22 protein-coding genes and 3 tRNA genes are annotated in these 24060 nt (G+C 64.3%); 13 read left to right on the top strand and 12 right to left on the bottom strand.

Going from position 1 to position 24060, the window contains the following annotated elements; genetic code table 11:
• Positions 1-79 precede the first annotated feature (79 nt).
• A complete protein-coding gene (locus CEY08_RS00475) occupies positions 80-1654 on the top strand; it encodes a sensor domain-containing diguanylate cyclase (protein ID WP_076817559.1) in 1575 nt (524 codons plus the stop codon).
• A 27-nt stretch (positions 1655-1681) separates the two neighbouring features.
• On the opposite strand, the gene CEY08_RS00470 is transcribed toward CEY08_RS00475, so the two are convergent.
• Complete coding sequence (locus CEY08_RS00470) at positions 1682-1954, bottom strand: 6-phosphofructokinase (protein ID WP_076812178.1); 273 nt, start codon at positions 1952-1954, stop codon at positions 1682-1684.
• Between the two features lie 149 nt (positions 1955-2103).
• Between CEY08_RS00470 and yddG the strand changes: the two genes are divergently transcribed.
• Positions 2104-3012: an aromatic amino acid DMT transporter YddG gene (gene yddG, locus CEY08_RS00465; RefSeq protein WP_063961868.1), complete on the top strand. Its 909-nt coding sequence runs from the start codon at positions 2104-2106 to the stop codon at positions 3010-3012.
• Positions 3013-3041: 29 nt separating this feature from the next.
• Here yddG and CEY08_RS00460 read toward each other — a convergent pair whose 3' ends face one another.
• A complete protein-coding gene (locus CEY08_RS00460; protein ID WP_013392602.1) occupies positions 3042-3233 on the bottom strand; it encodes a hypothetical protein in 192 nt (63 codons plus the stop codon).
• A 261-nt stretch (positions 3234-3494) separates the two neighbouring features.
• Between CEY08_RS00460 and CEY08_RS00455 the strand changes: the two genes are divergently transcribed.
• The 3 genes from CEY08_RS00455 (at position 3495) to CEY08_RS00445 (ending at position 5167) form a co-directional block, all read left to right on the top strand.
• Positions 3495-3743 (top strand): hypothetical protein, encoded by a 249-nt coding sequence (locus CEY08_RS00455; protein ID WP_076817561.1) that lies wholly within the window; start codon positions 3495-3497, stop codon positions 3741-3743.
• A gap of 137 nt (positions 3744-3880) precedes the next feature.
• Positions 3881-4072, top strand: coding sequence for a hypothetical protein (locus CEY08_RS00450; RefSeq protein WP_076812181.1), 192 nt, complete (start codon positions 3881-3883; stop codon positions 4070-4072).
• A 186-nt stretch (positions 4073-4258) separates the two neighbouring features.
• Positions 4259-5167 carry a hypothetical protein gene (locus CEY08_RS00445; RefSeq protein WP_088607553.1) on the top strand — a complete coding sequence of 303 codons (909 nt, stop codon included), beginning with the start codon at positions 4259-4261 and terminating at the stop codon, positions 5165-5167.
• A 73-nt stretch (positions 5168-5240) separates the two neighbouring features.
• On the opposite strand, the gene CEY08_RS00440 is transcribed toward CEY08_RS00445, so the two are convergent.
• From CEY08_RS00440 to egtD, 3 genes are all read right to left on the bottom strand, one after another.
• Positions 5241-5317 (bottom strand) — tRNA-Met (locus tag CEY08_RS00440).
• Positions 5318-5476: 159 nt separating this feature from the next.
• A complete protein-coding gene (gene egtB, locus CEY08_RS00435; protein ID WP_076812184.1) occupies positions 5477-6793 on the bottom strand; it encodes an ergothioneine biosynthesis protein EgtB in 1317 nt (438 codons plus the stop codon).
• Between the two features lie 35 nt (positions 6794-6828).
• Positions 6829-7806: an L-histidine N(alpha)-methyltransferase gene (egtD, locus tag CEY08_RS00430; RefSeq protein ID WP_076812187.1), complete on the bottom strand. Its 978-nt coding sequence runs from the start codon at positions 7804-7806 to the stop codon at positions 6829-6831.
• Positions 7807-8226: 420 nt separating this feature from the next.
• Here egtD and CEY08_RS00425 point away from each other — a divergent pair, with 420 nt between their 5' ends.
• Complete coding sequence (locus CEY08_RS00425) at positions 8227-8562, top strand: ElaB/YgaM/YqjD family protein (protein ID WP_042792695.1); 336 nt, start codon at positions 8227-8229, stop codon at positions 8560-8562.
• Positions 8563-8573: 11 nt separating this feature from the next.
• Positions 8574-10058, top strand: a complete 1485-nt coding sequence (locus CEY08_RS00420) for a phospholipase D-like domain-containing protein (RefSeq protein ID WP_076812191.1) — start codon at positions 8574-8576, stop codon at positions 10056-10058.
• An 18-nt stretch (positions 10059-10076) separates the two neighbouring features.
• Here the strand turns inward: CEY08_RS00420 and CEY08_RS00415 are convergent, their stop codons facing one another.
• The 5 genes from CEY08_RS00415 to CEY08_RS00395 all read right to left on the bottom strand — a co-directional run bounded on the left by CEY08_RS00415 (position 10077) and on the right by CEY08_RS00395 (position 16369).
• Positions 10077-11747 (bottom strand): FMN-binding glutamate synthase family protein, encoded by a 1671-nt coding sequence (locus CEY08_RS00415; protein ID WP_042792697.1) that lies wholly within the window; start codon positions 11745-11747, stop codon positions 10077-10079.
• An 84-nt stretch (positions 11748-11831) separates the two neighbouring features.
• A complete protein-coding gene (locus CEY08_RS00410; RefSeq protein ID WP_162726397.1) occupies positions 11832-13058 on the bottom strand; it encodes a YeeE/YedE family protein in 1227 nt (408 codons plus the stop codon).
• Between the two features lie 153 nt (positions 13059-13211).
• On the bottom strand, positions 13212-14492 hold the full coding sequence (locus CEY08_RS00405) for an arsenic transporter (protein WP_076812194.1): 1281 nt from the start codon (positions 14490-14492) through the stop codon (positions 13212-13214).
• A gap of 11 nt (positions 14493-14503) precedes the next feature.
• Positions 14504-15448 carry an AEC family transporter gene (locus tag CEY08_RS00400; RefSeq protein WP_076812198.1) on the bottom strand — a complete coding sequence of 315 codons (945 nt, stop codon included), beginning with the start codon at positions 15446-15448 and terminating at the stop codon, positions 14504-14506.
• 27 nt (positions 15449-15475) lie between these two features.
• Positions 15476-16369 (bottom strand): DMT family transporter, encoded by an 894-nt coding sequence (locus tag CEY08_RS00395; RefSeq protein WP_088607551.1) that lies wholly within the window; start codon positions 16367-16369, stop codon positions 15476-15478.
• 113 nt (positions 16370-16482) lie between these two features.
• Between CEY08_RS00395 and CEY08_RS00390 the strand changes: the two genes are divergently transcribed.
• A complete protein-coding gene (locus CEY08_RS00390) occupies positions 16483-16932 on the top strand; it encodes a GNAT family N-acetyltransferase (RefSeq protein ID WP_376785018.1) in 450 nt (149 codons plus the stop codon).
• Between the two features lie 223 nt (positions 16933-17155).
• Here the strand turns inward: CEY08_RS00390 and CEY08_RS00385 are convergent.
• A tRNA-Leu gene (locus tag CEY08_RS00385) sits at positions 17156-17240 on the bottom strand.
• Between the two features lie 161 nt (positions 17241-17401).
• Here CEY08_RS00385 and CEY08_RS00380 point away from each other — a divergent pair.
• Positions 17402-18013, top strand: a complete 612-nt coding sequence (locus tag CEY08_RS00380; protein WP_076812205.1) for a tRNA-uridine aminocarboxypropyltransferase — start codon at positions 17402-17404, stop codon at positions 18011-18013.
• A gap of 146 nt (positions 18014-18159) precedes the next feature.
• Here the strand turns inward: CEY08_RS00380 and CEY08_RS00375 are convergent.
• Positions 18160-18244: transfer RNA gene (locus CEY08_RS00375), tRNA-Leu, on the bottom strand.
• Between the two features lie 296 nt (positions 18245-18540).
• Here CEY08_RS00375 and rnr point away from each other — a divergent pair.
• The 4 genes from rnr to CEY08_RS00355 all read left to right on the top strand — a co-directional run bounded on the left by rnr (position 18541) and on the right by CEY08_RS00355 (position 23925).
• The gene (gene rnr, locus CEY08_RS00370) at positions 18541-21018 is read left to right on the top strand and encodes a ribonuclease R (protein WP_063641615.1); all 2478 of its coding nucleotides are present in this window, start codon (positions 18541-18543) and stop codon (positions 21016-21018) included.
• Positions 21019-21148: 130 nt separating this feature from the next.
• Positions 21149-21886 (top strand): 23S rRNA (guanosine(2251)-2'-O)-methyltransferase RlmB, encoded by a 738-nt coding sequence (gene rlmB / locus CEY08_RS00365; RefSeq protein WP_042792700.1) that lies wholly within the window; start codon positions 21149-21151, stop codon positions 21884-21886.
• Positions 21887-21938: 52 nt separating this feature from the next.
• Positions 21939-23183: a cystathionine gamma-synthase family protein gene (locus CEY08_RS00360; RefSeq protein WP_042792702.1), complete on the top strand. Its 1245-nt coding sequence runs from the start codon at positions 21939-21941 to the stop codon at positions 23181-23183.
• A 61-nt stretch (positions 23184-23244) separates the two neighbouring features.
• Complete coding sequence (locus tag CEY08_RS00355; RefSeq protein WP_042792703.1) at positions 23245-23925, top strand: Fe2+-dependent dioxygenase; 681 nt, start codon at positions 23245-23247, stop codon at positions 23923-23925.
• Positions 23926-24060 lie beyond the last annotated feature (135 nt).

The raw sequence follows: 24060 nt of genomic DNA, 5'->3' as shown, positions 1-24060 counted from the left end.
TTTCGGGAGGCGCATGGGTCCAGAGGTGTGGTTTCGATCGGCAGGCCGACGCTTGCGCACGTCGCAGGGCGAGGTTCCCGTGGGTGACGGCGAAAGCCTGGTGGGCGCGCGGGTTCGCCGGCCGCGCCGCTATTCCATGCGCGCGGGCCTGCTGACCCTGGTCTTCGCCTGTATCACGCCCGCGCTGGTCATGGCTTCTGTGGCGGTCTACGAAAGCTATGTCATCCAGAAAGAGCGGATTTTCCGCGATACGATTTTCCTGGCGCGCAACCTTACCGCCATCCTCGACCGCGAACTGACCGGCGTCGAGGCCGGCTTGCAGATGCTGGCGTCGTCGCCGGACCTGGTGGCGGGCGATCTGGCCGGTTTTCATCGGCGGGCGCGTGAATCCGTGCGCTTCCAGATCATAGACAGCTACGTCCTGACCGATAAGGCTGGCCGCCAGCTCATCAATACGTCCGTGCCTTTTGGCAATCCGCTGCCGACCACCGGCGCCTCCATTGAACTGGCCCAGGTGTTCCAGACCCGCGCGGCGGTGTTGACGGGTCTCTTCACGAGCAAGGTCAATCAAGGTCCCCTGATTGCGCTTGGCGTGCCGGTGTTGCGCAACGGCGAGGTTGCCTACAGCCTTAATGTCGGCATCCTGCCCGAGCGCATCGGCAACCTGCTGGGCAGGCGGGCTTTGCCGGACGGTTGGGTGGCCGCCGTGCTGGACGATAGCGGCACGATCCTCGCGCGCACGCGCGACACGGCTAAGTTCGTGGGCCAGAAGGCCGTTCCCGAACTGGCGCGCGCGGTGCAGCAGGAAAGCGAAGGCTCGCTGGAGACCGTCACCAAGGAAGGCACGCCCGTCTATACCGCGTTCAGCCGTTCGTCGCTGTCGGGTTGGACCGTCGCGGCCGGCGCGCCGATGAGCCTGCTGACCACGGACCTCTACCGCTCCATCGCCTGGATCGCCCTGGGCACGCTGGTGGCATTCGGCTTGGGCTTGCTGTTGGCTCTGCGGCTCGCCAGCCGCTTGACCTCATCGGTGCAAAGCCTGGTCGAGCCCGCGCTGGCGCTAGGCAAGGGGCATGCGGTCACGGTGCCGGGCACGCGCGTCAAGGAAGTCGCGGAAGTCGGCGGAGCCTTGGTGCAGGCGTCCCGCATGCTGACGCATGCCCAACACCTGGCGCATTACGATCCGCTGACCGGCCTGTGCAATCGGGTGCTGTTCAACGAACTGGTATTGCGCGAACTGGCGGTGGCGCAGCGCAGCGGGGAATCCTTCGCGATTCTGGCCATCGATCTGGATGGTTTCAAGGCGGTCAATGACTTGCATGGCCATGCGGCCGGCGATGCGGTGCTACAGGAGGCGGCAGAGCGCATGGCCGATGCGATCCGCGTATCGGACGCGGCGGCGCGGCTGGGCGGCGATGAATTCGCCGTGCTGCTGCTGGGCGCGGACAAGGAGAATGCGCGGCGTGTGGCCCAGGCATTGGTCGAGAGTCTGTCCATGCCGTATCCCGACATTAGCGTCGCCGTATCCGCCAGCGTGGGGATCGCCGTCTATCCGCAATCCGGCATGGCCGTGCGCGAATTGCTGGAGCGCGCCGACATGGCGCTGTACAAGGCGAAAGGGCAGGGCAAGCGGCGGGTGGAGGTGGACCAGTGATCGCATCCGGCCGCCGGCGACGCGTCATCAGATATCGTGGCGAGGCGGCGTCAGGGCGGTAAGGACCTCGCCCGATTTCAACCGATACCGGTTCCGATCCAGCGGCAACACCCGCTCCCCCTCCGTCGTCCGGAGTATGTAGCGGGCCGCGTCAGGTCGCGCCGCGTCAGGCCGGGCCGCGTCAGGCCGCGCCGCGGTCACGCCCGGCTCGCCCGCTCGCAGAAACACTTCAATCCGGTAAAGCCGGCCCGATTCCGTGCTGGCAAGCACGTCGCTCAATCTGCGTATGGATATGGTCATGCGGCGCTTGCTCCTTCTTCTGTCCTGTTCGGGCGAGCATGTCGGTTTGAGGCGCTGGTTTTCCGCCAGCCGGAGACCGGCCGCGGGGCAAGCGGGTTTTCGCTACACTGCCCCGCTTGGCGCCCTATAACGGGCAATCGGAATCGGTAATGCAACTCTCCCTGAGCCGGAACACGGCGACTTCACTGGGCTTGCTGGCGGTGCTGTTATGGGGCACCGTGGTCGGCCTGATCCGCAGCGTCAGCGAAAGCTTCGGTCCCATCGGTGGCGCCGCGCTCATTTATACGACCGGCTCCGCATTCCTGGTGCTGCTGCTGGGCTTTCCAAAGCTGCGGACCTTTCCGCGCTCGTATCTCATCGTTGGCAGCCTGCTCTTCGTCGCGTACGAGATCTGCCTGTCGCTCTCGCTGGGATTCGCGGCCAACCGCGGGCAGGCGATCGAACTGGGTATCGTCAACTATCTCTGGCCCTGTTTTACAGTGATTCTTGCCATGCTCATCAATGGCCAGCGGGCCAGCGCATGGGTGGTGCCCGGCATATTGCTGTCCTTGGCCGGCATCGTCTGGGTCCTGGGTGGGTCCGGCGGGCTTTCCTGGGATCGCACCATTGCCAACGTCTCCAGCAATCCCCTCAGTTATGGGTTGGCCTTCAGCGGCGCCATCATCTGGGCCGTGTATTGCAACGTGACCACGCGATTCGCCGACGGCAAGAACGGCGTCGCCCTGTTCTTCATGCTGACGGCAGCGGCCCTCTGGATCAAGTACTTGGTGGGTGCCGAGCCTGCCTTGACCTTCACCTGGCCGGCCACGCTGGAATTGGCGGTGACGGGTGGCGCCATGGCGGCAGGCTATGCGCTATGGAATCTGGGGATACTCAAAGGCAACCTGACCTTGCTGGCCACGGCCTCCTACTTCACTCCCGTGTTCTCGACGTTCTTCGCGGCCGTGTGGCTCTCCACCCGCTTGACTGCCTCGTTCTGGCAGGGCGTGGCCATGGTGACCGCCGGGTCGCTGCTGTGCTGGGCGGCGACCCGCGGCAAGGCCGCCCGGGGCGCGTAGCCCCAGGCGCGAGTGTCGCGACTATGGAATTATTCGATCAACACGGTCTGCGCAACCGCGTAGCCGAGCGGAATCAACAAGAGTGAAGCGAACAGGGAACTGACTATCGCCGCCGAGATTTTCAGCCAGGGTTCGGACCCTGCGCTTTGAACCGTTTGAATCACCAACGCGACGATACCCACAACCATCAAACAGCTCATAACCACTGCTACATAAGTCATGTTGTCTCCGTCCTCGCCTGATTAAAGGGATGCGGCTGCCGCTGAGCGGTCTAGATGTTTGTATTGATTGTGCGCCTGTATTCGGGCAATAGGCCCTAGGGTTTTCCTGACGCGATGCGCGGTTTGTGGCGTATTTGCCTCGGGGGGTGCAGCATGAATTCATGTGCGGGCGCAGCATTTCCGCCGCCTGTTCGTGGGGGCGTGTTTGCTCGGGCATCTTGCGCTACGATGGCGGCGTCGAATCACGATAAAGGCCGCCACATGCCGCAACTGCGCCCAGGCACGCGCGCCACGTTGCAAGTCAGGCAGTTGATGCCGGGGGAGTTCGCCTGGATCATCACCCTGTTTGACCCCGAAACCGGCAATGTGCGCAGCACCAATTATTCGGCCAGGCGTTACGCCAGCCAGGACGAAGCGTCCGCGGCGGGAAAGGCCGCCGTCGTCGAATTCCTGGGGGCCGACAGTCAAAAATCCGCCGAACAGATCAGGGACGCCAAGAGCAAATCCTGATCAAGCACTGTGCGGTCTTGCTCGCCGCCCGCACGAAAGCCCTCGCAAGAGGGCTTTTTTATTGCTGCCGGCATGGACCGGGAATGCGGTTTGCTGAGAGGGGGGCGGCGCGCTAGGCGCCGCTTGAGGAGACCACTATGTCCCAGTCCATGCATCGGGAACCTGGCGGGGGCGACGAGCCTGCGCCCGATGATCCCGCCTTTCCCAATAATCCGCCACCGGACGATCCGCCGCTGGATCCGAAGCGCCCGCGTAACGATCCCGATGTCATCGATCCCGTGCCGCCGCCGCCGGACCCTCGGGCGCCCGGCACGATTGATCTGGCCTGAATGCTGCGCCCAGCGCGCAGGACATTATTCAAGGAGGTTTTATGCGTTCCATTTTGTTGTGGCTGCTTGGCGTGCCCATTCCCATCATCATTTTGCTGGCGCTTTTCTGGCATTGATCCGCGAGGCTTTCCTGCCGCGGCGGCGTGTGTGCGCGGCTGCGTTGAATCATGAACAAGGAACAAATCCATGGAAAACCCATCTTCATTGAGTCAGCCATATATGGGCGGAGTGCCTCCCCGGGAGTCCGCCATTTCTGCCGTGTCCTGGGCCGCCGTCATCGCCGGCGCTGTCATCGCCGCAGCGCTTTCCCTGGCGTTGTTCGCTGGCGGGACCGGCTTGGGCTTTCTTTCGATCTCGCCGTGGAGCGGCGAGGGAGCTACGGCGCCAGCGATAGGCATCGGTCTCATCGTCTGGATGTTGGCAACGCAGATCGTCGCCTACGGTATCGGAGGCTATGTCGCTGGGCGGCTGCGCACCAAATGGGTCGACGTGCATTCGGACGAGGTCTATTTCCGCGACACGGCGCACGGGTTCCTCGTATGGGCATTGAGCGCGGTTGTCAGCGCCGTGTTGCTGGGGGCGTCCATTGCTACCCTGGCATCCGGTGTTGCCCGGGCGGGAGCCTCCATGGCGGCAGGGGCCGGCACGGCCGCCACGGCAGCGGCTGCTGCGGGCGGAGGCGACGCAATGGCGCAGGTCCAAGGCTATTTCTCCGATGCGCTGCTGCGTTCGGAACGGCCTGATGCAGTGTCCGACCGCAACGGCGCGCGGGAAGAAGTGGGCCGCATTGTGGCGATGAGCGTGGCGCGCGGCTCCATGACGGGCGAGGATCGCGACTACGTCGTGAAAGTCGTGGCGGCGCAGACCGGCATGGATCCCGCGGCGGCGCAACGCCGAGTCGAGCAGGCGGTGCAGAACGTGAAGCAGGCCGCGGACGATGCCAAGCAAAAGGCCAAGGAAGCGGCGGACCAGGCGCGCAAGGCCGCGGCCGCATTCGCGCTGTGGGGTTTTGCTTCGATGCTGATAGGCGCCTTTGTGGCCAGCCTGGCGGCAACTTGGGGCGGCAGGCGCCGCGACGCGGTACGCCTGCCCTGAGGAGCACCCGCCTAAGCGCAACCCAAGCTGCAATGCAAAAGGCCCTCGCCGAAGCGAGGGCCTTTCTTGATTCTGGTGGCGCATCCCTGATTCGAACAGGGGACCTGCGGATTATGATTCCGTCGCTCTAACCGGCTGAGCTAATGCGCCATTTCGTTTGATCCCTGCGGCCGGTCTTGCGGGGTACTTGCGTGGTACTTCTTACGCAGAGCCGTTTGTTCAGCAGGAGGTGATCAACGAAGAACGAAATTCTAGCACGATTTTTTTGGCGTTTGCAAGCGGTCCGTCATCAAATATTCAAAGAATTCTTCAGGCGTCCCGCGCCAGCCGAATGCCCGAGAACTGCCAGCGGGCCTCGGGCGGGAAAAAGTTGCGGTAGCTGGGCCGGATATGGTCCCGGGGCGTAGCGCAGGATCCGCCTCGCAGCACGTACTGACCGCACATGAACTTGCCGTTGTATTCCCCCACGGCGCCACTGTCGGGCTTGAAGCCGGGGTAGGCGTCGTAGGCGCTGCAGGTCCATTCCCACGCGTCTCCAAACAGTTGCACGGGGCCGCCGGAGCCGCTGCGCGTGGGGGCGGGGCGTGTGTCCAGGTGGCCGTTTTCCAGCATGTTGGCGCGCCCCGTCAGCGCGCCTTCGGGCAATTGGCGGGCGGCATGCTCCCATTCGGCTTCGCGCGGCAACCGCACGCGGGCCCAGCGCGCGTAGGCATCGGCCTCGAAGTAGCTCACGTGCGTCACCGGCGCCTGCAGTTCCAGTTCCTGCATGCCGCGCAGCGTGAAGATGCGCCAATCGTCGCGCTGCCCTTCCCAGTAGAGAGGCGCGCGCCAACCTTCGGCGCAGACCCGGTCCCAGCCCAGCGACAACCAAAGCTCGGGCCGCTTGTAGCCGCCATCGCGGATGAAGGCTAGGTACTCGTGCTGGGTCACCAGGCGGTCGGCCAGATGAAAGGGGGCCAGCAGCACATCATGGGCGGGGCCTTCATTATCGAAACCGAAGCCGTGACCGTCATGGCCGATGCGGGTGATGCCGCCTGCGTAGCGAGTCCAGCCCACCGGGGTGGAAGGCGGCAGCGCGGGCGGCCCGGGCGCCACATAGGCAGGCTTGAGCGGATTGGCGGACAGCATGTGCTTCAGGTCGGTGAGGATCAGCTCCTGATGCTGCTGTTCATGGTTCAAACCCAGTTCCAGCAATGCGTCGAACGCGGGGTCGTTGCCGCCCAGGCGCGAGATCAGCTCGTGCATGGCGCTGTCCACGTGCCGGCGATAGTGCTGCACCTCCGCAAGCGCGGGGCGCGACAGCAGGCCGCGGCGCGGACGCGGGTGCTTGGCGCCGACGGCGTTGTAGTAGGAGTTGAACAGCATGCGGTACTGCGGATGGAAGACGGAATAGGACGGATGAAAACGCGTCAGCAGGAAGGTCTCGAAGAACCAGGTCGTATGGGCAAGATGCCATTTGACGGGGCTGCAGTCCGGCATGGACTGCACCTGGCAATCTTCGGGACTCAGTGGGGCGGCCAGGGCCGTGCTGGTCGAACGCACGGCATCGTAGCGGTCGTGCTGGCCCGCCTGGCCGGCAGCATAGGGTCCGGTGGCAGGGTGAGTCAGCAGGCACGCAGGTTCCATGGCGATCCTCCAGTGGCGTTAAGGGCGGGCCCGCGTCATGCGCGGGCGCTGAAAATTGAGAACCAGCCGCGGGAATCCGACCAGTGCGCGACGTCGCGGTAGCCGGCGCTTTGCAGCAGGTCGGCAAAGGCTTGCGGGGTGAACTTGTAGGAATTTTCGGTGTGGATGCGTTCGCCAGCGCTGAATGCGCGCGCGCCACCGGGCCACGCCACACGCACCGCGCGTTGCGCTTCCAGATGCATCTCGATGCGCGAGCTGGCGCTGTTGAAGAGCGCAATGTGGCGCCAGTCGTCCACGTCGAAGTCGGCGTCCAGCACGCTGTTTACGTGCCGCAACAGGTTCAGGTTGAAGGCGGCGGTCAGATGCAGCGCGTCGTCGTAGGCGGGTTCCAGGACGTGCTTGGGCTTGACGCGGTCCACGCCCACCAACAGTCCGCCGCCGGCGCATTGTTCACGGATCCGCCGCAGCATGGCGTGCGCGTCCTCGGGACTGAGATTGCCGATGCTGGACCCCGGATAGAAAAACAATCGCTGTTCGGCCGGGATCCCGGCGGGCAGGGCCAGTTCGTGGGTGAAATCCTGTCCGATGGCGGTGATCTGCAAGTCGGGATACGAAAGCTGCAGGCGGCGCACCGCAGCCTGCAGGTAGTCCGCGGAGATGTCGATCGGCACATAGTGGCGAGGCCGCAGGCTGGGAAAGAGGCGTTCGGCCTTGACGCAGTCGCCCGCGCCCAGATCTATCATCGATAGCACCGGTCCGATATGGCGCGCGATGTCGGCGCCGTGGTGCTGGAAGATCTCGGATTCGCAGCGCGTCGGGTAGTACTCCGGCAGCTGGGTGATCGCGGTAAAGAGCGCCGAGCCCAAGGCGTCGTAGAGGAACTTCGGATCGATGTGTGCAGGACGCGCCATCAAGCCTTCGCGCAGTTCGACTTGTTCGGCGCTGGGGGGCTGCGGGTTTTGCGCGATGAACTTCGGCGCGGTGGGGGCAAACAGTGCGGAAGGCGAAACCATGCGTCTGTTCCTTTTTTTGCCGGTTGGCGATCCCGCTTGGGCGCATCCCCGGAAGGGAGGGCCTGGCGGGGGGCGCACGGCGTTGGGAGGCTCAGTCCAGGCGGGGTTCTGGCGCATTGCAAAAGCTTATTGTGGCCGCCAGGGCGGGGCCGGTGTCAAGCGCCAAGCTGCTGAATGCAATGGACTTTTACGAATTTGGAACCGGCGGTTGCCATATGGGCGCCAGCGTGGGAGAACAGCCGCCGACACGTTTGCTTGCGCTGAAATATCGGTTTACGGCTGGTTGCCAAAGCTCTGGCGGGGGCGGCCGATGATCGTCACAATGGGGCCTGCAACGCGCAGCCCTGTCTGGGAACACGGCATGCTGCGTTGCGTCAGGCGGCCCGACTCCGTGAGGCCCAACAACGACAAGGAGCGACCATGAACCGAAAGCACCAACGCGCCGAAATGGCCCTGCATCGTGAACGGGTGAGCGACAGTCTCCATGAATTGCTGGCGGGAACCGAAGACCTGCTGCGCTCCACGGCTTCGTACACGGGCTCCGAAATCGAGGCGGCGCGCGCGCGCCTGAAGCGCCAATTGGCCGACGCGCGCGAATCCGCGGGCGATTGGGAGGGCGCGGCGCGTGAACGCGCGCGTCGTGCGACGGCCTATGCCGACGAGTACGTGCATGAGCATGCCTGGAAGTCGGTGGGGGTGGCAGCGCTGGTGGGCGCCGTGCTCGGTTGCCTGCTGGCGTCGGGTGGCCGGCGCTAAGCCGTAATGCCATGAAGCCGCCAGCGGCCGCATGCCGGCTGGAACTGCGGCGGTGGCGGAACGTGCGCGCGTGGCTGGCCAGCGCGCATCGGTGGCTGTTGCCGCTGATGTGCGCGGTCTTGCTGGCGGCGTGCGCCAGCGTTCCCGATGCCGCGGAGCGCCGCGCTCGCGAATCGCAGGCCAGCTTGTCGGCCGATGCGGCGCTCCAGAGCTATCGCCGCGGGCAGGGCATTGCCGCGGATCCGCGGACTCCGAAGGATGACTTCCTTGCGCGCCACCTGGCTGTGGAGCAAGCGGTCAGCGGCGCGCCATTGGTGGCGGGCAATCGCGTCAAGCTGCTGGCCGATGGACCCAGCACCTATCGCGCGATGCTGCAATCCATCGCCCAGGCCCGCCGATACGTGCACATGGAAACCTATATCTTCGATGACGATGCAGAGGGGGCGCGCTTTGCCGAAGCGTTGATCGCGGCGCGCAATCGCGGGGCCGAGGTGTCGTTGATGGTTGACGCGGTCGGCACGATCAAGACGCCGGATGCGTTGTTCCAGCGCCTGCGCCATGCGGGGGTGCAGGTGGCGATATTCAATCCGGTCAATCCGGCGGGCGCGCGAGCAGGTTGGTCGCCGAACCAGCGCAATCATCGCAAGGTGCTGGTGGTGGACGGCAAGGTGGGATACCTGGGCGGCATCAACGTCAGCAGCGTCTACGAGTCTTCACCAGGGTCAGGGTCGGGCTCCGGCTCCGGTGCGGGAGCGGGAAGCAGCGCCGGCAAGGCCGACGCGCCGGCAGCGGGGGATGCCAAGGCCGCGCCGTGGCGCGATACGCATTTGCGCATCGAAGGGCCTGCGGTCGCGCAGCTGGAGCAGGTCATCCGCTCGGGCTGGGAATCGCAGTCCAAAGAGCCCATCAAGGGAGGAGATTCGCGCGTGTCGCCGTCGGTGGGCGCAACGAGCGTGCGGATCCTCGCAAACCAGCCCGACCGTAGCGACGGCTACACCGTCTACCTGACGCTGATGTCGGCATTTGAAAGCGCGCAGGAGTACATACACATCACCATGGCGTACTTTGTGCCGGATCCGGCCTTCATCGAAGTGCTGACGGATGCGGCGCGGCGCGGGGTCGACGTGGCGCTGGTGTTGCCCGGTTTCAGCGATTCGTCGCTGGTATTCCATGCGGGGCGTTCACATTACACGGACCTTCTGCGCGCGGGCGTGAAAATCTACGAGCGGCGCGACGCGCTGCTGCATGCGAAGACAGCCGTGGTCGATGGTGTGTGGTCCACGGTGGGATCCAGCAATATGGATTGGCGCAGCTTTGCGCTGAACTACGAAATCAATGCCGTAGTGCTGGGGCCAGACTTCGCGGCGGAAATGGAGGCGCTGTTCCAGCGCGACGTTGCCGATTCGGTCGCGATCACGCCCGAAGCCTGGCAGGCCCGGGGCGTGGGAGACCGTTCAATGGAATTCTTCTCGCGCATGTTCGAGCGCTGGTTGTAGCGTCCGGCGTCCACCGGCTCAGACTTGGGCGGCCGCGGGCGTTGCGTGGGCGGCGTGTTCTTGTGCCAAGGCCGTGGTGATGTCGTGGGTCGGTTGGAACGAACTCGCCTGCGCCATCGCCCAGCCCGCACGGAATACCTGGTGGCGGAACTCCCCGCGCAGCAATTCGCCGGGCGCAAGTTCCGGGAACAACGCCGATAGCAGCCGGATTTCGCTGGGCGAGATACGGCGCGCGATATGGTGCGGGCGCAACTGGCCGGGATGGGTCAAACCGGCCGCCGCCAGCAGTTCCGCCAGCGCATGCAAGGTGTTGTGATGGAAATTGGCCACGCGCTGCGCTTTGTCCGGCACCACCAGCGCGCGCTGCCGCAGCGGATCTTGCGTGGTCACGCCCGTGGGGCACTTGCCGGTGTGGCAGGCCTGGGCCTGGATGCAGCCGATGGCGAACATGAAGCCGCGCGCGGCATTGCACCAGTCCGCGCCCATGGCCATGACGCGCGCCATGTCGAAGGCCGTGATGATCTTGCCGGATGCGCCCAGTTTGATGCGATCGCGCAGGTTCACGCCGATCAGGGTGTTGTGGACCAGGCGCAGCGCTTCGCGCAGGGGCGTGCCGACATGGTCCACGAATTCCACGGGCGCGGCGCCCGTGCCGCCTTCTGCTCCGTCGACCACGATGAAGTCCGGAGTGATGCCGGTTTCGAGCATGGCCTTGACGATGGCGAACCATTCCCAGGGATGGCCCACGCAGAACTTGAAGCCCACCGGTTTGCCGCCGGAGAGCTCGCGCAGGCGCGCCACGAACTTCATCAGCCCGATGGGGGAATCGAAGGCGGAGTGCGTGGCCGGCGAGTTGCAGTCTTGCCATGCCACGACGCCCCGCGCTTCGGCGATCTCGGGCGTGACCTTGCCGGCGGGCAGGATGCCGCCGTGGCCGGGCTTGGCGCCTTGGGACAGCTTGATCTCGATCATCTTGACCTGCGGCGTACAGGCATTCTTGATGAAGGCCTCTTCGGAGAATGCGCCTTGTTCGTCACGGCAGCCGAAGTAGCCCGAGCCGATGTTCCAGACCAGGCTGCCGCCCGGCTGGCGGTGGTAGCGGCTGATGCCGCCTTCACCGGTATCATGCGCGAAATTCCCTTGGCGTGCGCCTTCGTTCAGGGCCAGGACGGCATTGGCCGACAGCGCGCCAAAGCTCATCGCCGACACGTTGAAAACCGACATGGAATAAGGCTGCTTGCAATCGGGGCCACCCACCGTGACGCGGAAGTCGGTGTCGGCAATCTGCGATGGCGACATGGAATGGTTGATCCATTCGTAGCGGTCGCCGTAGACATCTTCCTGGGTGCCGAAGGGGCGTTTATCGATTTCGCGCTTGGCGCGCTGATAGACGATGGAGCGCTGCGCGCGCGAGAACGGCGCGGCCTGCGTGTCGTCTTCAAGGAAGTACTGGCGGATCTCGGGCCGGATGAATTCGAACAGGAAGCGCAGGTTGCCCAGGACCGGATAGTTGCGCCGGATGGCGTGCCGGGTCTGGATCAGGTCATAGAGGCCGAGCGCCGCCAGCATCGTCAGCGGCACGGCCAGCCAAAGCCACCAGGGCGAGCTGGACGCTGCCAGGGCGGCGGTGACCGCGGCGCCGATCAGGGTCAATAAAAAGGCCGTGTAGCGGCCGAAAATCCAGCTCATGTCCATCTCCGTATTTCGGGATGGAGCAACCATACACCAGGAGTAGTCCCGCCGCGCCGCGGGACGGTCCTGGAATTCTGTTTCTCAGCAGCTGGACGCCGCCGGGGTTTTTTCGACCGCCAGGCCGAACGCGGGACGCAGGCGCACGCCCAAGGCGCTGCCGGCAAAGGCGGCGGGCAGCCACAGCCAGGCGTGCAGGCTGCCGGACAGGATGCCGCTGAAGTAGGCGCCGATATTGCAGCCGAAAGCCAGGCGCGAACCGTAGCCCAGCAGCAGCCCGCCGATGATCGCACCGGCCAGCGAACGGGCAGGCACCTTCCAGACCGGCGCAAATTTGCCGGCCGCGCTAGCGGCGGCAAGCGCGCCCAGCATCAGGCCGATGTCCATGACGGTGGTGACGTCCTGGCGCAAAGGCGCGGCCAGCGAGGGTTGCTTGGCCCAGTAGGCCCAGGTAGCCACGTCGCCGCCCATGGCGTCCAGGGTCTTGGCGCCCCACAACGCGAAGGCCGACGTGATGCCCCAGGGGCGGCCGGCCAGGGCCAGCGTGGCGAAGTTCAGCACCACCAGCGCCACGCCGCCCCAGATCAGCGGCCAGGGGCCTTGCAGCAGGGAAACAGGCCGCGCGGTGCGCGAGGCGAACGAAATCACGTGGCCGTGGCGGCGCTTTTCCAGAGCGGTGGCCGCCCAGGCGATCAGGGCGAACACCGCCAGGTTTGCGATCAGCGCGGGAGCCAGGCCCCAGGTCTTGATCAACGAGGTCGGAGCCAGCGCCGGCAGGTTCGACCACCAGCCGAAGTTAGCGGTTGCGATGACCGACCCAATGATGAAGAACAGCAGCGTGACCACCATGCGGGTGTTGCCGCCGCCGACCGCAAACAGCGTGCCCGAGGCGCAGCCGCCACCCAGCTGCATGCCGATGCCGAACAGGAAGGCGCCCAGCAAGACCGAGATGCCCGGGGGCGACACGAAGCCGTTGACGGGCTGGCCGAACAGGGTGCCTGCCGCAAGGAAGGGGAAAAACAGCAGCACGCCCGCGGCCAGCATCAGCATCTGTGCGCGCAGCCCGGCGCCGCGGCGGTCGGACACGAAGACGCGCCAGGCCTGCGTGAAGCCGAAAGAGGCGTGATAGAGGGTCACGCCCAGCAGGGCGCCCACCACCCACAGCGCGCCCTGGCGCCAGCCGACGGTCTGGTGCAGATACAGCGTGCCGGCCAGTACCAGCAGCAAGGCGATCCAGAGCGGCTTGCGGTTGATCTGGATGGGCGGCAGGGCGGAAGACGGCAGGGGGAAAGTCGTGGCGTTGGTGCTCATGGGCGAGTCCCGGGATCTGATGCGTAAGAAAGCAAAACGGGCGCGCGCAGGCACCCGTGGGATGTCGAAAGTCTAAAGTGGCGGATGCCTGACTCAAACCATCAATTAATGTCTTTTAAATAACTAAAAGTAATATTGAGCTGGCCCGACGGGCTACTGGAGTCGCCACGCCAGTGCGGCTAATGTCAGCAATAGCACCGGCAGCGTCAGTACGATACCGACTTTGAAATAGTAGCCCCAGGTGATGCGCAGGCCCTTGCGCGCCAGCACGTGCAGCCACAGCAACGTCGCCAGGCTGCCGATCGGCGTGATCTTGGGGCCAAGATCGCTGCCGATGATGTTGGCGTAGATCATCGCGTCTTTCACCGCTCCGGTGGCACTGGTGTCCGCGATCGACAGCGCGCCCACCAGCACTGTGGGCAGGTTGTTCATGATGGACGAAAGGAAGGCGGTGATGATGCCCGTGCCCATCGCCGCGCCCCAGACGCCATATTCCGCGCACCGGTCCAGCACTTGCGCCAGATGCGCAGTCAGGCCGGCATTGCGCAGGCCATACACCACCAGGTACATCCCCAGCGAAAAGACCACGATGTGCCACGGTGCCTCGCGCATGATGCGCCGCGTGCCCACGATGTGCTGTCTGCCGGCGATCAGCAGCAGGCCCAGTGCGCCGACGGCGGCAATGGCGCTGACGGGGATGCCCATCGGTTCCAGGATGAAAAAGCCCGCCAGCAACAGCCCCAGGACGACCCAGCCCGCACGAAAGGTGGTCAGGTCGCGGATGGCGGAGGAGGGCGCGGGCAGCTGGTTCACGTCGTAGCGCGGCGGAATGCTACGGTGGAAAAACAGCAGCAGCACGGCCAGCGTGGATGCAACGGCCATCAGGTTCACCGGCAGCATGATCGACGCGTACTCGCCGAAACCGATATTGAAAAAGTCGGCCGATACGATGTTGACAAGGTTGGACACGATCAGCGCGATGCTGCCCGTGTCGGCAATAAAGCCCGCGGCCATCACGAAAGCCAGTGAGGCACCAGGGCCGAAGCCCAGCGCCACCAGCATTTCCATGACGATGGGTGTAAGGATCAGCGCCGCGCCGTCGTTGGCGAACAGTGCGGAAACCGCTGCGCCCAGCAGCACGATGAGGACGAACAGCAGCCGGCCCCGGCCCGCGCCCCAGCGCGCCACGTGCAGGGCCGACCATTCGAAGAAACCGGCTTCGTCCAGGATGAGGCTGGTGACGATGATGGCAATAAAGGTGGCAGTGGCGTTCCAGACTATGCGCCAGACATCCGCGATGTCGGCAAGGTGCACCACGCCCGTGGCCAGCGCCAGGGCTGCGCCCAGCACGGCGCTCCAGCCTATCGACAACCCCCGGGGTTGCCAGATGACCAGCGTAATGGTGACAACGAAGATGGCGGCGGCGAGCAGCATGGCGGGTTGCTTCAGGAAATCGGGTGGGCGCTGATCCACGCGACCAGCAGGCTGACGGTCAGTACCGATGCCACGGTGGAGACGAGGATGGCGCGCGAGGTCACTCGGGCGTCGCGGCCGTACATTTGCGCCAGCATGAAAGGGCCGGTGCCTATGGGCAGCGCGCTCATCAGCACGGCGGTCCAGGCCCAGACCGGCGGCATGGCGAAGACATAGAACGCCAGCAACGCGGTGACGGCGGGCTGCAGCAGCAGCTTGCCGCTGACCAGGCGCATGACGCCCGGGCCCGAACTGGAGGTTTCCGTCTGCGCCAGGAACAGGCCTATCGTGACCAGCGCGCACGGGCTGGCGGAGGCCCCCAGCAAGGCCACGTAGCGGTCTACCCCTTCAGGCAGCGCGAGACCGGTGAAAGCCCAGGCCAGGCCCAGCAGCGGCGCCGCCAAGAGCGGATTGCGCAGCAGCGCGCGTCCGACCTTGTATAGGGTGGAGGGCAGGTTGGGTGTTTGTTGGCGGTCGAATTCGATCAAGGCGATGGCGAAACCGAACAGCACGCTTGCAGTCAGCAGTGTGGTGAACGTGGCGGGCGCCATGCTGTTGGGTCCCAGCAGCGCCAGGCACAGCGGAATGCCCATATAGCCCGCATTGGCGTAGGATGCGGCCAGTCCCTGGATGCTGCGGTCGGTCAGTGCGCCTTGCGTGCGTCGCGCGCCGATGAACGATGCCAGGAACGTGACGGCGATGCCGCCCGCGAAGGCGCCCACGAAGCCCCAGTGCGCCATATGCGCCAGGTCCACCTGCGTCATGGCGCGGAACAGTAGCGCCGGCAGGGACAGGTAGACGACGTAGCGGTTCAACGCATCGGTGGCGCCGGGGCCAAGGATGCGCCAGCGGGCGGCGAGCCAACCGGTCAGGATCAGTGCGAAGACCGGCAGGGCAGAGGTAATGACGGCATTCATGGACGAGGACCTGGAAGGGCGCTCATTCTACTTGGCGGCCGCGCGTCCCGTGCGCGTCACCAGCAAAATCCCGAGCGCGGCCAGGGCCATGCCCGGCCAGGCCAGCGCCGGGATGGCTTCGTCCAGGATGAGCAGGGCGATGATGGCCGTACAGGGCGGAACCAGGAAGAACAGCGCGGACACGCGCGAGGCCTCGCCGTATCGGATCATGGTCAGCAGCAACGTGATGGCCACCAGCGAATTGCCCACTACCAGGTAGGCCAGCGACGCCAGCAGGGGAGCGGTCCATTCGATGTGCATCGGCTCCAGCCAGAATGCCAGTGGCGCCGTGGCGATCAGGCCCACCGCGTACTGAACCATATTCGACGTGACGGGGTGCGTCTGCACGCCAAAGCGCTTTTCATACAGCGTGCCGCCGGTGATGCAGAGCAGGGCGCTGATGGCGAACGCCAGGCCCAGCGGAGAAAGCACGTCGATCGAGGCCTTGGCGATGATCACCAGTGCGGCGCCCGACACGCCCAGGCCCAGGCCCGCCCAGCGGCGGGCGTCGACCTTCTCATGCGCGATCGCCGGCGCAAACAGGCCGATCAGGATGGGCTGCAGCGACGTGATCAACGCCAGGGCGCCGGCCGACATGCCCTGCTTGAGCGACAGATAGGTAAAGCAGAAGTAGCCTGCCTGCAACAGCAGCCCGACCATCGCCAGATGGCCCCACGCGCTGGCGCCGTGCGGCAGCGGCGGGCGCAGGACCAGCAGGAAAGGCATAAGAATCAGCACCACGCAGGCGTAGCGTAATGCCAGGAACGTCATGGGATCGGCATAGGCCAGCCCCACTTTGAGCACGACGAAACCGCTGGACCAGAGAAGCAGGAAGAGCGCGGGCGCGGCTTTCAGCCAGGCGGGGGGAGCGGCAGGCGGCATGTGGCGGAACCTGGACGACGTGGGCAAGCCGCGATCGTACCCCCTTTTGGCCATGGTTCATCCCTGCCAAAATGCGGCGTAGGATTCTTTTATTCATTTGCTGCACGCGAGGGATGGACATGTCGACCAACAAACAAGCTACGGTGCGTATCGCCCTGGGAACCTGGGACCGCTTGCGCGACGACGCGTATTCGGTGCGCCACGAGGTGTTCGTCGTCGAACAGAAAGTGCCGCCGGAGGTGGAGCTGGACGACGATGACGCCGTGTCCGTGCATGCCGTGGCCTATGGCCCGGATGGCACGCCAATGGGTACCGGCCGGCTCTTGCCCGACGGCCACATCGGTCGCATGGCGGTCCACAAGAGGGCGCGTGGAATGGGAGTGGGCGGGCAGTTGCTGGACGCCCTGATCGACCAAGGCCATGGCGACGGCCATCGCATGCTGGTGCTGCATGCGCAGACGCACGCGGCGGGCTTCTACCAGGCGCACGGTTTTAACGTGGAAGGCGAGGAATTCATCGAAGCCGGCATTCCGCACGTCGTCATGACGCGCGTGCTGAAGTAGGGAGAGGCTTGCCCCGGCTCAGCGATATGCGGGCCGGGCACCACAAATCGGCTGTGCAGTACACCCTTGCGAGGTTGATCGCGCCGCAGTTGGCCGAACGTGCATCTGGCCGCACATGCAGTTGGCCGAACATGCATTTGTGCCGCGCAAAGAAAAAACCCCGGACGCTTACACGTTCGGGGTTTTTTTGGCGCATCACGCAGGTACCTCGTGATGTAATAATTGGTGCCCAGGAGAGGACTCGAACCTCCACACCTTGCGGCACATGGACCTGAACCATGCGCGTCTACCAATTCCGCCACCTGGGCGCTGTTGCTTCACTTGTCGCTTCGCTTTCGCGTTGTTTCTTGTTCAGCAGCAGAGGAATGAGATTATGCACACTTTTTTAGAAGTGTGCAAGTCGCGCGGCTTTTTTTTCATATTTTTTTGCAGTCGGGCCGCTCGCGAACTTTCGATATAGTGTCGCCCCATGTCCCGCGCCCTCTGCACGCATTGCCTGCGTCCCCGATCGCACTGCTTGTGCGCCCTGATTCCTTCGCTTTCCTGCCGCACTCAAGTGGTCGTGTTGCAGCATCCGAGCGAGGCGCGCCACGCCTTGAACACGGCGCGACTGGCCGTCCTGGGCCTGGAGGGCGCGCGACGCGTGGTGGGCGAGTATTTTTCGCAAGAGGATTGGGCCTTGCCAGGTCACCTGCCTCGCTTGTTGTTTCCCGGCGAGGGCGCAGAGGTTCTGATGCCTGGTTACGGGCGGGATCTGGACAAGCCCATCCGATTGATCGTGCCTGACGGCACCTGGGGGCATGCGCGCAAGCTGCTGCATATAAACCCCGGGCTGGCCGCGTTGCCGCGCGTGATGTTGCCGGCGGGATTGTCCACGCGTTACCGGGTTCGTCATGCCGATGTGCCCGGAGCGCTGTCCACGATAGAGGCCGTGACGCATGCCTTGAACGCCATCGAGGCGCCGATGAATTTCGATGCCCTGTTGCGGCCTTTCGAGGCATTGATCGATGGGCAGATCGAAGGCATGGGCGCCGATCTTTACGCGCGGCACCATTTGAATCGGAAGGTGCCGTGGCGCTAAAGGGCAGGGCGGGCGCGGGCAAGGCGTGCGGATGCAAGAGGCGTCCGCGGATCCGCAAAGCAAAAGCCCCGGAAATCTTGCGATTTCCGGGGCTTTTTAGCCTTTGTCATCAAGACTGGCTTGCCTGGTCTTGATCGAAAATTCCGTGGTGCCCAGGAGAGGACTCGAACCTCCACACCTTGCGGCACATGGACCTGAACCATGCGCGTCTACCAATTCCGCCACCTGGGCACTGAGAGATACTGTCAGAACTATGTGATACGCTGCGGCTCTAGTTGCATCGCTTCAGTTAAAACACATTAACTAAAACATGCGTCTAAAGTGCAGTTGGTTCTACAATAAGGTTTTAAGCAACTTTGATTTCAACTTTGCTTTCAAACCCCGGCCAAGTTTTTAAGTTTGAAGTTCTAAGTTTCTTTTAACTTAAGCTTAAACTTAACAACCGAGCCTTTCTGACCATTTTCTGCTTCAGTGTTCAGCCTTGGGCGAACCACAGAAGCTGCGCATTATATACGGAAATTTTAGCTTTGGCAAAACGATCGAATAACGAATCGAATAACAACAGATCAACACCCTTGCCCGAAGCGCCGCCGGACTTCGATCCCGATGTCCCGTCTCGTGAAGCCATCCTGAAAGCGCTGCGCGCCGCCGGCTCGCCGCTGTCTCCCGTGGAACTGGCCGAACGCATGGGCGTCGAGCGCGCCGCGACGATGGTGGGGTTTGAACGCCGCCTGGGCGCCATGGAGCGCGACGGGCAATTGATGCCCAATCGCAAGGGCGTGCTGCTGCTGGCCACCAAACTGGACTTCATCGCCGGCAAGGTGCTGGGGCACCGCGACGGCTTCGGCTTTCTGCTGCGCGATGACGGCGGGCCCGATCTGTTCCTGTCGCCTCGCGAAATGCTCAAGGTGCTGCATGGCGACCGCGTGCTGGTCAAACCCTCCGGCGAATACCGCGGCAAGCCTGAAGGCACTATCGTCGAGGTCATTGAACGCCGCACCAACAAGCTGGTGGGACGCTTTCTGCACGAGCATGGCCTGTCCATCGTCGTCCCCGAAGACCAGCGCATCAAGCATGACATCCTGATTCCGCCCAGCGACACCAACGGAGCCCAGCATGGGCAGGTGGTCGCTGTTGAAATCATGGAGCAGCCCACGCGCCACACGCAGCCGCTGGGCCGCGTGGCCGAAGTGCTGGGCGAGATCGACGATCCCGGCATGGAAATCGAGATCGCGGTGCGCAAGTTCGACGTGCCGGTCGAGTTTTCGGAAGCTGCGCTCAAGCAGGCCGCGCGCCTGCCGGACGTGGTCCGCAAGGCCGATCTCAAGGATCGCGTGGACCTGCGCGACGTGCCGCTCATCACGATCGACGGCGAAGACGCGCGCGACTTCGACGACGCTGTGTACTGCGAACCCGTCGAGCTGGGCACGGGCCAGCGCAAGCGTCCGGGCTGGCGCCTGCTGGTGGCCATCGCCGACGTTAGCCATTATGTGCGTCCGGGCGATGCGCTGGATGATGACGCGATCGAACGCGGCACCAGCGTCTACTTTCCGCGCCGCGTCATTCCGATGCTGCCGGAATCGTTGTCCAACGGGCTGTGTTCGCTCAACCCGGACGTCGACCGCCTGGTGCTGGTCTGCGACATGGTCATCCCGGCCAGCGGCGCCAAGGCGGGAACGGTCACGGCTTACCAGTTCTACAACGCGGTCATGCACTCGCATGCGCGCACCACCTACACCAACATCTGGGCCGCGCTGCAGCAGCCCGGCGGTCCAGCCGCGCACGCCATGCGCAGCGTCATGCCGCAGGTCCAGCATCTGTATGAGCTCTACCAATTGCTGGCGCAAGGGCGCAAGAAGCGTGGCGCCATCGACTTCGACACCGTCGAGACCAAGATCGTCTGCAACGAACTCGGCCGTATCGAGCAAATCGTGCCATCGGTTCGCAACGATGCGCATAAGCTGATCGAGGAATGCATGCTGGCCGCCAATACCTGCGCGGCCGACTTCATGACCCGCAGCAAGCATCCTGGCCTGTTCCGCATCCACGAAGGGCCGACGCCCGAACGCCTGCAGTCGCTGCGTGAATTCCTGCGCACCATGGGCCTGTCGCTGGGCGGGGGCGAGACGCCCACGGCCAAGGACTACGGAGACTTCCTGGATTCGGTGCGCGGTCGCCCTGACTACCAGCTGCTGCAGACCATGTGCCTGCGCTCCATGCAGCAGGCAGTCTACAGTCCCGACAACATGGGGCACTTCGGCCTCTCGTATCCCGGCTACAGCCATTTCACGTCGCCCATCCGCCGCTATCCCGACCTGCTGACTCACCGTGTCATCAAGGCATTGCTGGCCGCAGAGCGGTATGTGCCCAGCCTGGAAGACCAGCCGGTGGTCATTGGCCGGACCCAGCGCGAACATGAACACGCCATCTGGGAAAAGCTGGGACTGGTCCTGTCCGCGAGCGAGCGCCGCGCCGACGAGGCCTCGCGCGATGTCGAGGCCTGGCTCAAGTGCTGGTTCGTCAAGGAGCGTGTGGGCGAGGACTTCAGTGGCACGGTGACCGGCGTCGCCAGTTTCGGCATCTTTGTCACGCTGGATACCCTGCACGTCGAAGGGCTGGTGCATGTTTCCGAGCTGGGCGGCGAGTACTTCCAGTTCAACGACGCCTTGCACGAGCTGCGTGGCGAGCGCACCGGCATGCGTTACCGCCTGACCGACAAGGTCCAGGTACAGGTGTCGCGCGTGGATCTGGAGGCGCGCCGCATCGAGTTCCGCCTGGTGCAGGGCACGAGCTTTGACGCCTTGCGCAAGGCGTCGGCCCGCGGGCCCGACGAACCCTCGCGCCGCGTGAAGAAGGCGGCGTCGCCCAAGCCCGCGGCGCTGAAGGGCCAGACGGCCAAGGAACGGCGTGCCGAGGCCAAGAAAGCCAGCAAGCCGCCCAGGGCTCCCAAGAAGGCCCCCAAGCGCGCCGCGCCGGCCAAGAAAGCCACGCACAAGCGCCATTGATACTTCTTTATGGCCACGCCGTCGTTTGGCGGCCTGGCCATAAGGGGTAACATTGCGTCTATGCCCGGCTCGATCCGGTGGCCCGCCCCGCTCTGGGGCGGGTATTCGTTTATCTAAAGGTATTGCATTTATGGCGTCGACCCAAGTCCTGGCCGGGTTTCACGCGGTAGTCGCGCGGCTGCGCCACGCGCCCGACTCAATCAAGGAAATCTATGTAGAGGCGTCGCGCCGCGACAAGCGGATGCAGGCGTTTATCGAGCAGGCCGAGAAAGCGGGCTGCCGCCTGCATCCGGTTCCGATGGAACGCCTGGACGGCCTGTCCCGCGGCACCCGCCATCAGGGGGTGGTGGCGCTGGCCGAAGAGCGTCAGCTGGCGGTGGACGTGGACGAGGTGCTCGACGTCATTGAAGGGCCGCCGTTGCTCTTGATCCTGGACGGCGTGACCGACCCGCACAACCTGGGCGCTTGCCTGCGCACCGCGGACGCCGCGGGCGTGCATGCCGTCATCGCCCCGCGGGATCGGGCCGTCGGCCTGAATGCGACCGTGCAACGCGTCGCCTGCGGCGCGGCCGATACGGTTCCCTATCTGATGGTGACCAACCTGGCTCGCACCATGCGCAGCCTGAAGGACCGCGGCGTCTGGCTGGTGGGCACCGATGACCAGGCGGCGGACAGCATGCACCAGATCGATGCCCGCCAGCCCATGGCCTGGGTCATGGGGGCGGAAGGCGAGGGCATGCGTCGCCTGACACGGGAAACCTGCGATCAGTTGGTGAACATTCCCATGCTGGGTTCGGTGGAAAGCCTGAACGTCAGCGTGGCCAGCGCCGTCTGCCTGTACGAAACCGTGCGCCAACGCCGTGCCTGATATCTCCGCCTTGCCTATCTTGTAGACCCCATCTTTTTAGCGTCAGCTCATCATGCACCAGAACGGCTTTACCACCACGATCCTCCATTCCGACCGCAAGCAATCCGTCGAGCACGGAGCGGTGCACAAGCCCATGCATCCGTCGTCGGAGTTCGCCTACGACGACGCGCGCGAGCTGGCCGCGGTGTTCCAGGGCAAGGCGGGCTTCACCTATGCCCGTCAAGGCACGCCCACCACCACCGCGCTGGAGGCCAAGGTCAACCAGATGGAAGGCGGCAAAGGCACGGTCAGTTTCGCGACCGGCATGGCAGCGCTGGCGGCTATCTTCACCACGTTGCTGCGCCGGGGCGACCATCTGGTGTCCAGCCAGTTCGTCTTTGGCAACACGAACAGCCTTTTGGGAACGCTGCTGGAGCTGGGCGTGGAAATCACCTTCGTGGATTCCACGGATTCGTCGCAAGTGCGCGCGGCGATCCAGCCCAACACCCGCATGGTCTTTACCGAAACCATCGCCAATCCGGGTACGCAAGTCGCCGACCTGGCGGTTATCGGCGAGATCTGCCGCGAGAAAGGGCTGGTCTATGTTGTCGATAACACGCTGACGTCGCCCTGGATGTTCCGTCCTGCCTCGGTCGGCGCGTCGCTGGTCATGAATTCGCTGTCCAAGTACATCGGCGGCCACGGCAATGCGCTGGGCGGAGCGGTGACGGACACCGGCCTGTATGACTGGTCCGCGTACTCCAACATTTACGATGCCTATCGCAAGGGGCCGTCCACCAGCTGGGGTCTTACGCAGATCAAGAAAAAGGGCCTGCGCGACATGGGCGGCACGTTGGCGGCCGAGCCCGCGCACCGTATCGCCGTGGGGGCCGAGACCCTGGCCTTGCGCATGGCCAAGCATTGCGCCAACGCGCTGGCGCTGGCGCGCTTCCTGGAAGAGCACCCGGGCGTGGCCAAGGTGCATTACCCCGGTCTGGCAAGCCATCCGCAGCATGCGCGCGCCGCAGCGCTGTTCGGATCGCGCTTCGGCGGCTTGCTGGGCGTTGAGCTGGCCGATGGCGTGGACTGCTTCGACTTCCTGAACCGCCTGCGCATCGTGCTGATGGCGACCCATCTTGGCGATACCCGCAGCCTGGCGCTGCCCGCCGCCCACACCATCTATTACGAGATGGGCGCCGAGCGGCGCAAGCAGATGGGCATTGCCGACAGCCTCATCCGCGTCTCGGTGGGCATCGAAGATGAGGCCGATTTGCTGTTTGATTTCGATCAGGCGCTCAACGGCTGTCTGCAGGGATAATGCTGCGGCACGCGCGCGACCATCGGGCGTGCGCGCTTGCAACACAATCGGGATAGCGCCCATGCTTATACAGATCGCAGAAGTTTTTACGCCGGAAGAGGCTGCCGAAATCCGGCGACGGCTGGACGCCGCTGATTGGGTCGACGGCAAGGTCACGGCGGGCTATCAATCGGCCGAAGTCAAACGCAATCGCCAATTGCCCGAGCAGCATCCGCTGGCGCAGGAGCTGGGCAACCTGATCCTGCAACGCCTGGCGGGCAACAATCTGTTCATGTCGGCCGCGTTGCCGCGCAAGATCTTCCCGCCTTTGTTCAACCGCTACGAGGGTGGCGAGGCCTTCGGCTATCACGTGGATAACGCCGTGCGCGGCATTACTGGCACCGCCGAACGCGTGCGCACCGACCTGTCGGCCACGCTGTTTTTCTCGGAGCCTGATTCCTACGATGGCGGCGAGCTGGTCATCGACGACACCTATGGTCCGCGCGCGGTGAAGCTGCCGGCTGGGCACATGGTGCTGTATCCGGGCACCAGCCTGCACAAGGTCAATCCGGTGACGCGCGGCGCGCGCGTATCGTCCTTTTTCTGGATGCAGAGCCTGGTGCGCGAAGATAGCCAGCGCGCGCTGCTGCTAGAGATGGATGTGGCCATACAGCGCTTGAATCAGGACGCCGCAGGGCATGCTTCCATCGTGCAGCTCACGGGCGTTTATCACAATTTGCTGCGCCGATGGGCCGATGTCTGACGCAAGTTAAATATCGTGTTCGGGGGTGTCGCACAAACCCCAAAATGCGTGTTTCTGTTTATTGCGAAACGGTCTAAAAGCTAGTATTGACGCGGGTTGTGGTGAGGTTTTCGCTTGACAGCCGCGCTACGCCAA

The organism is Achromobacter insolitus, from assembly GCF_002209555.1.
GTDB lineage: Bacteria > Pseudomonadota > Gammaproteobacteria > Burkholderiales > Burkholderiaceae_B > Achromobacter > Achromobacter insolitus.
This window is presented reverse-complemented; position numbering and strand designations above follow the sequence as displayed.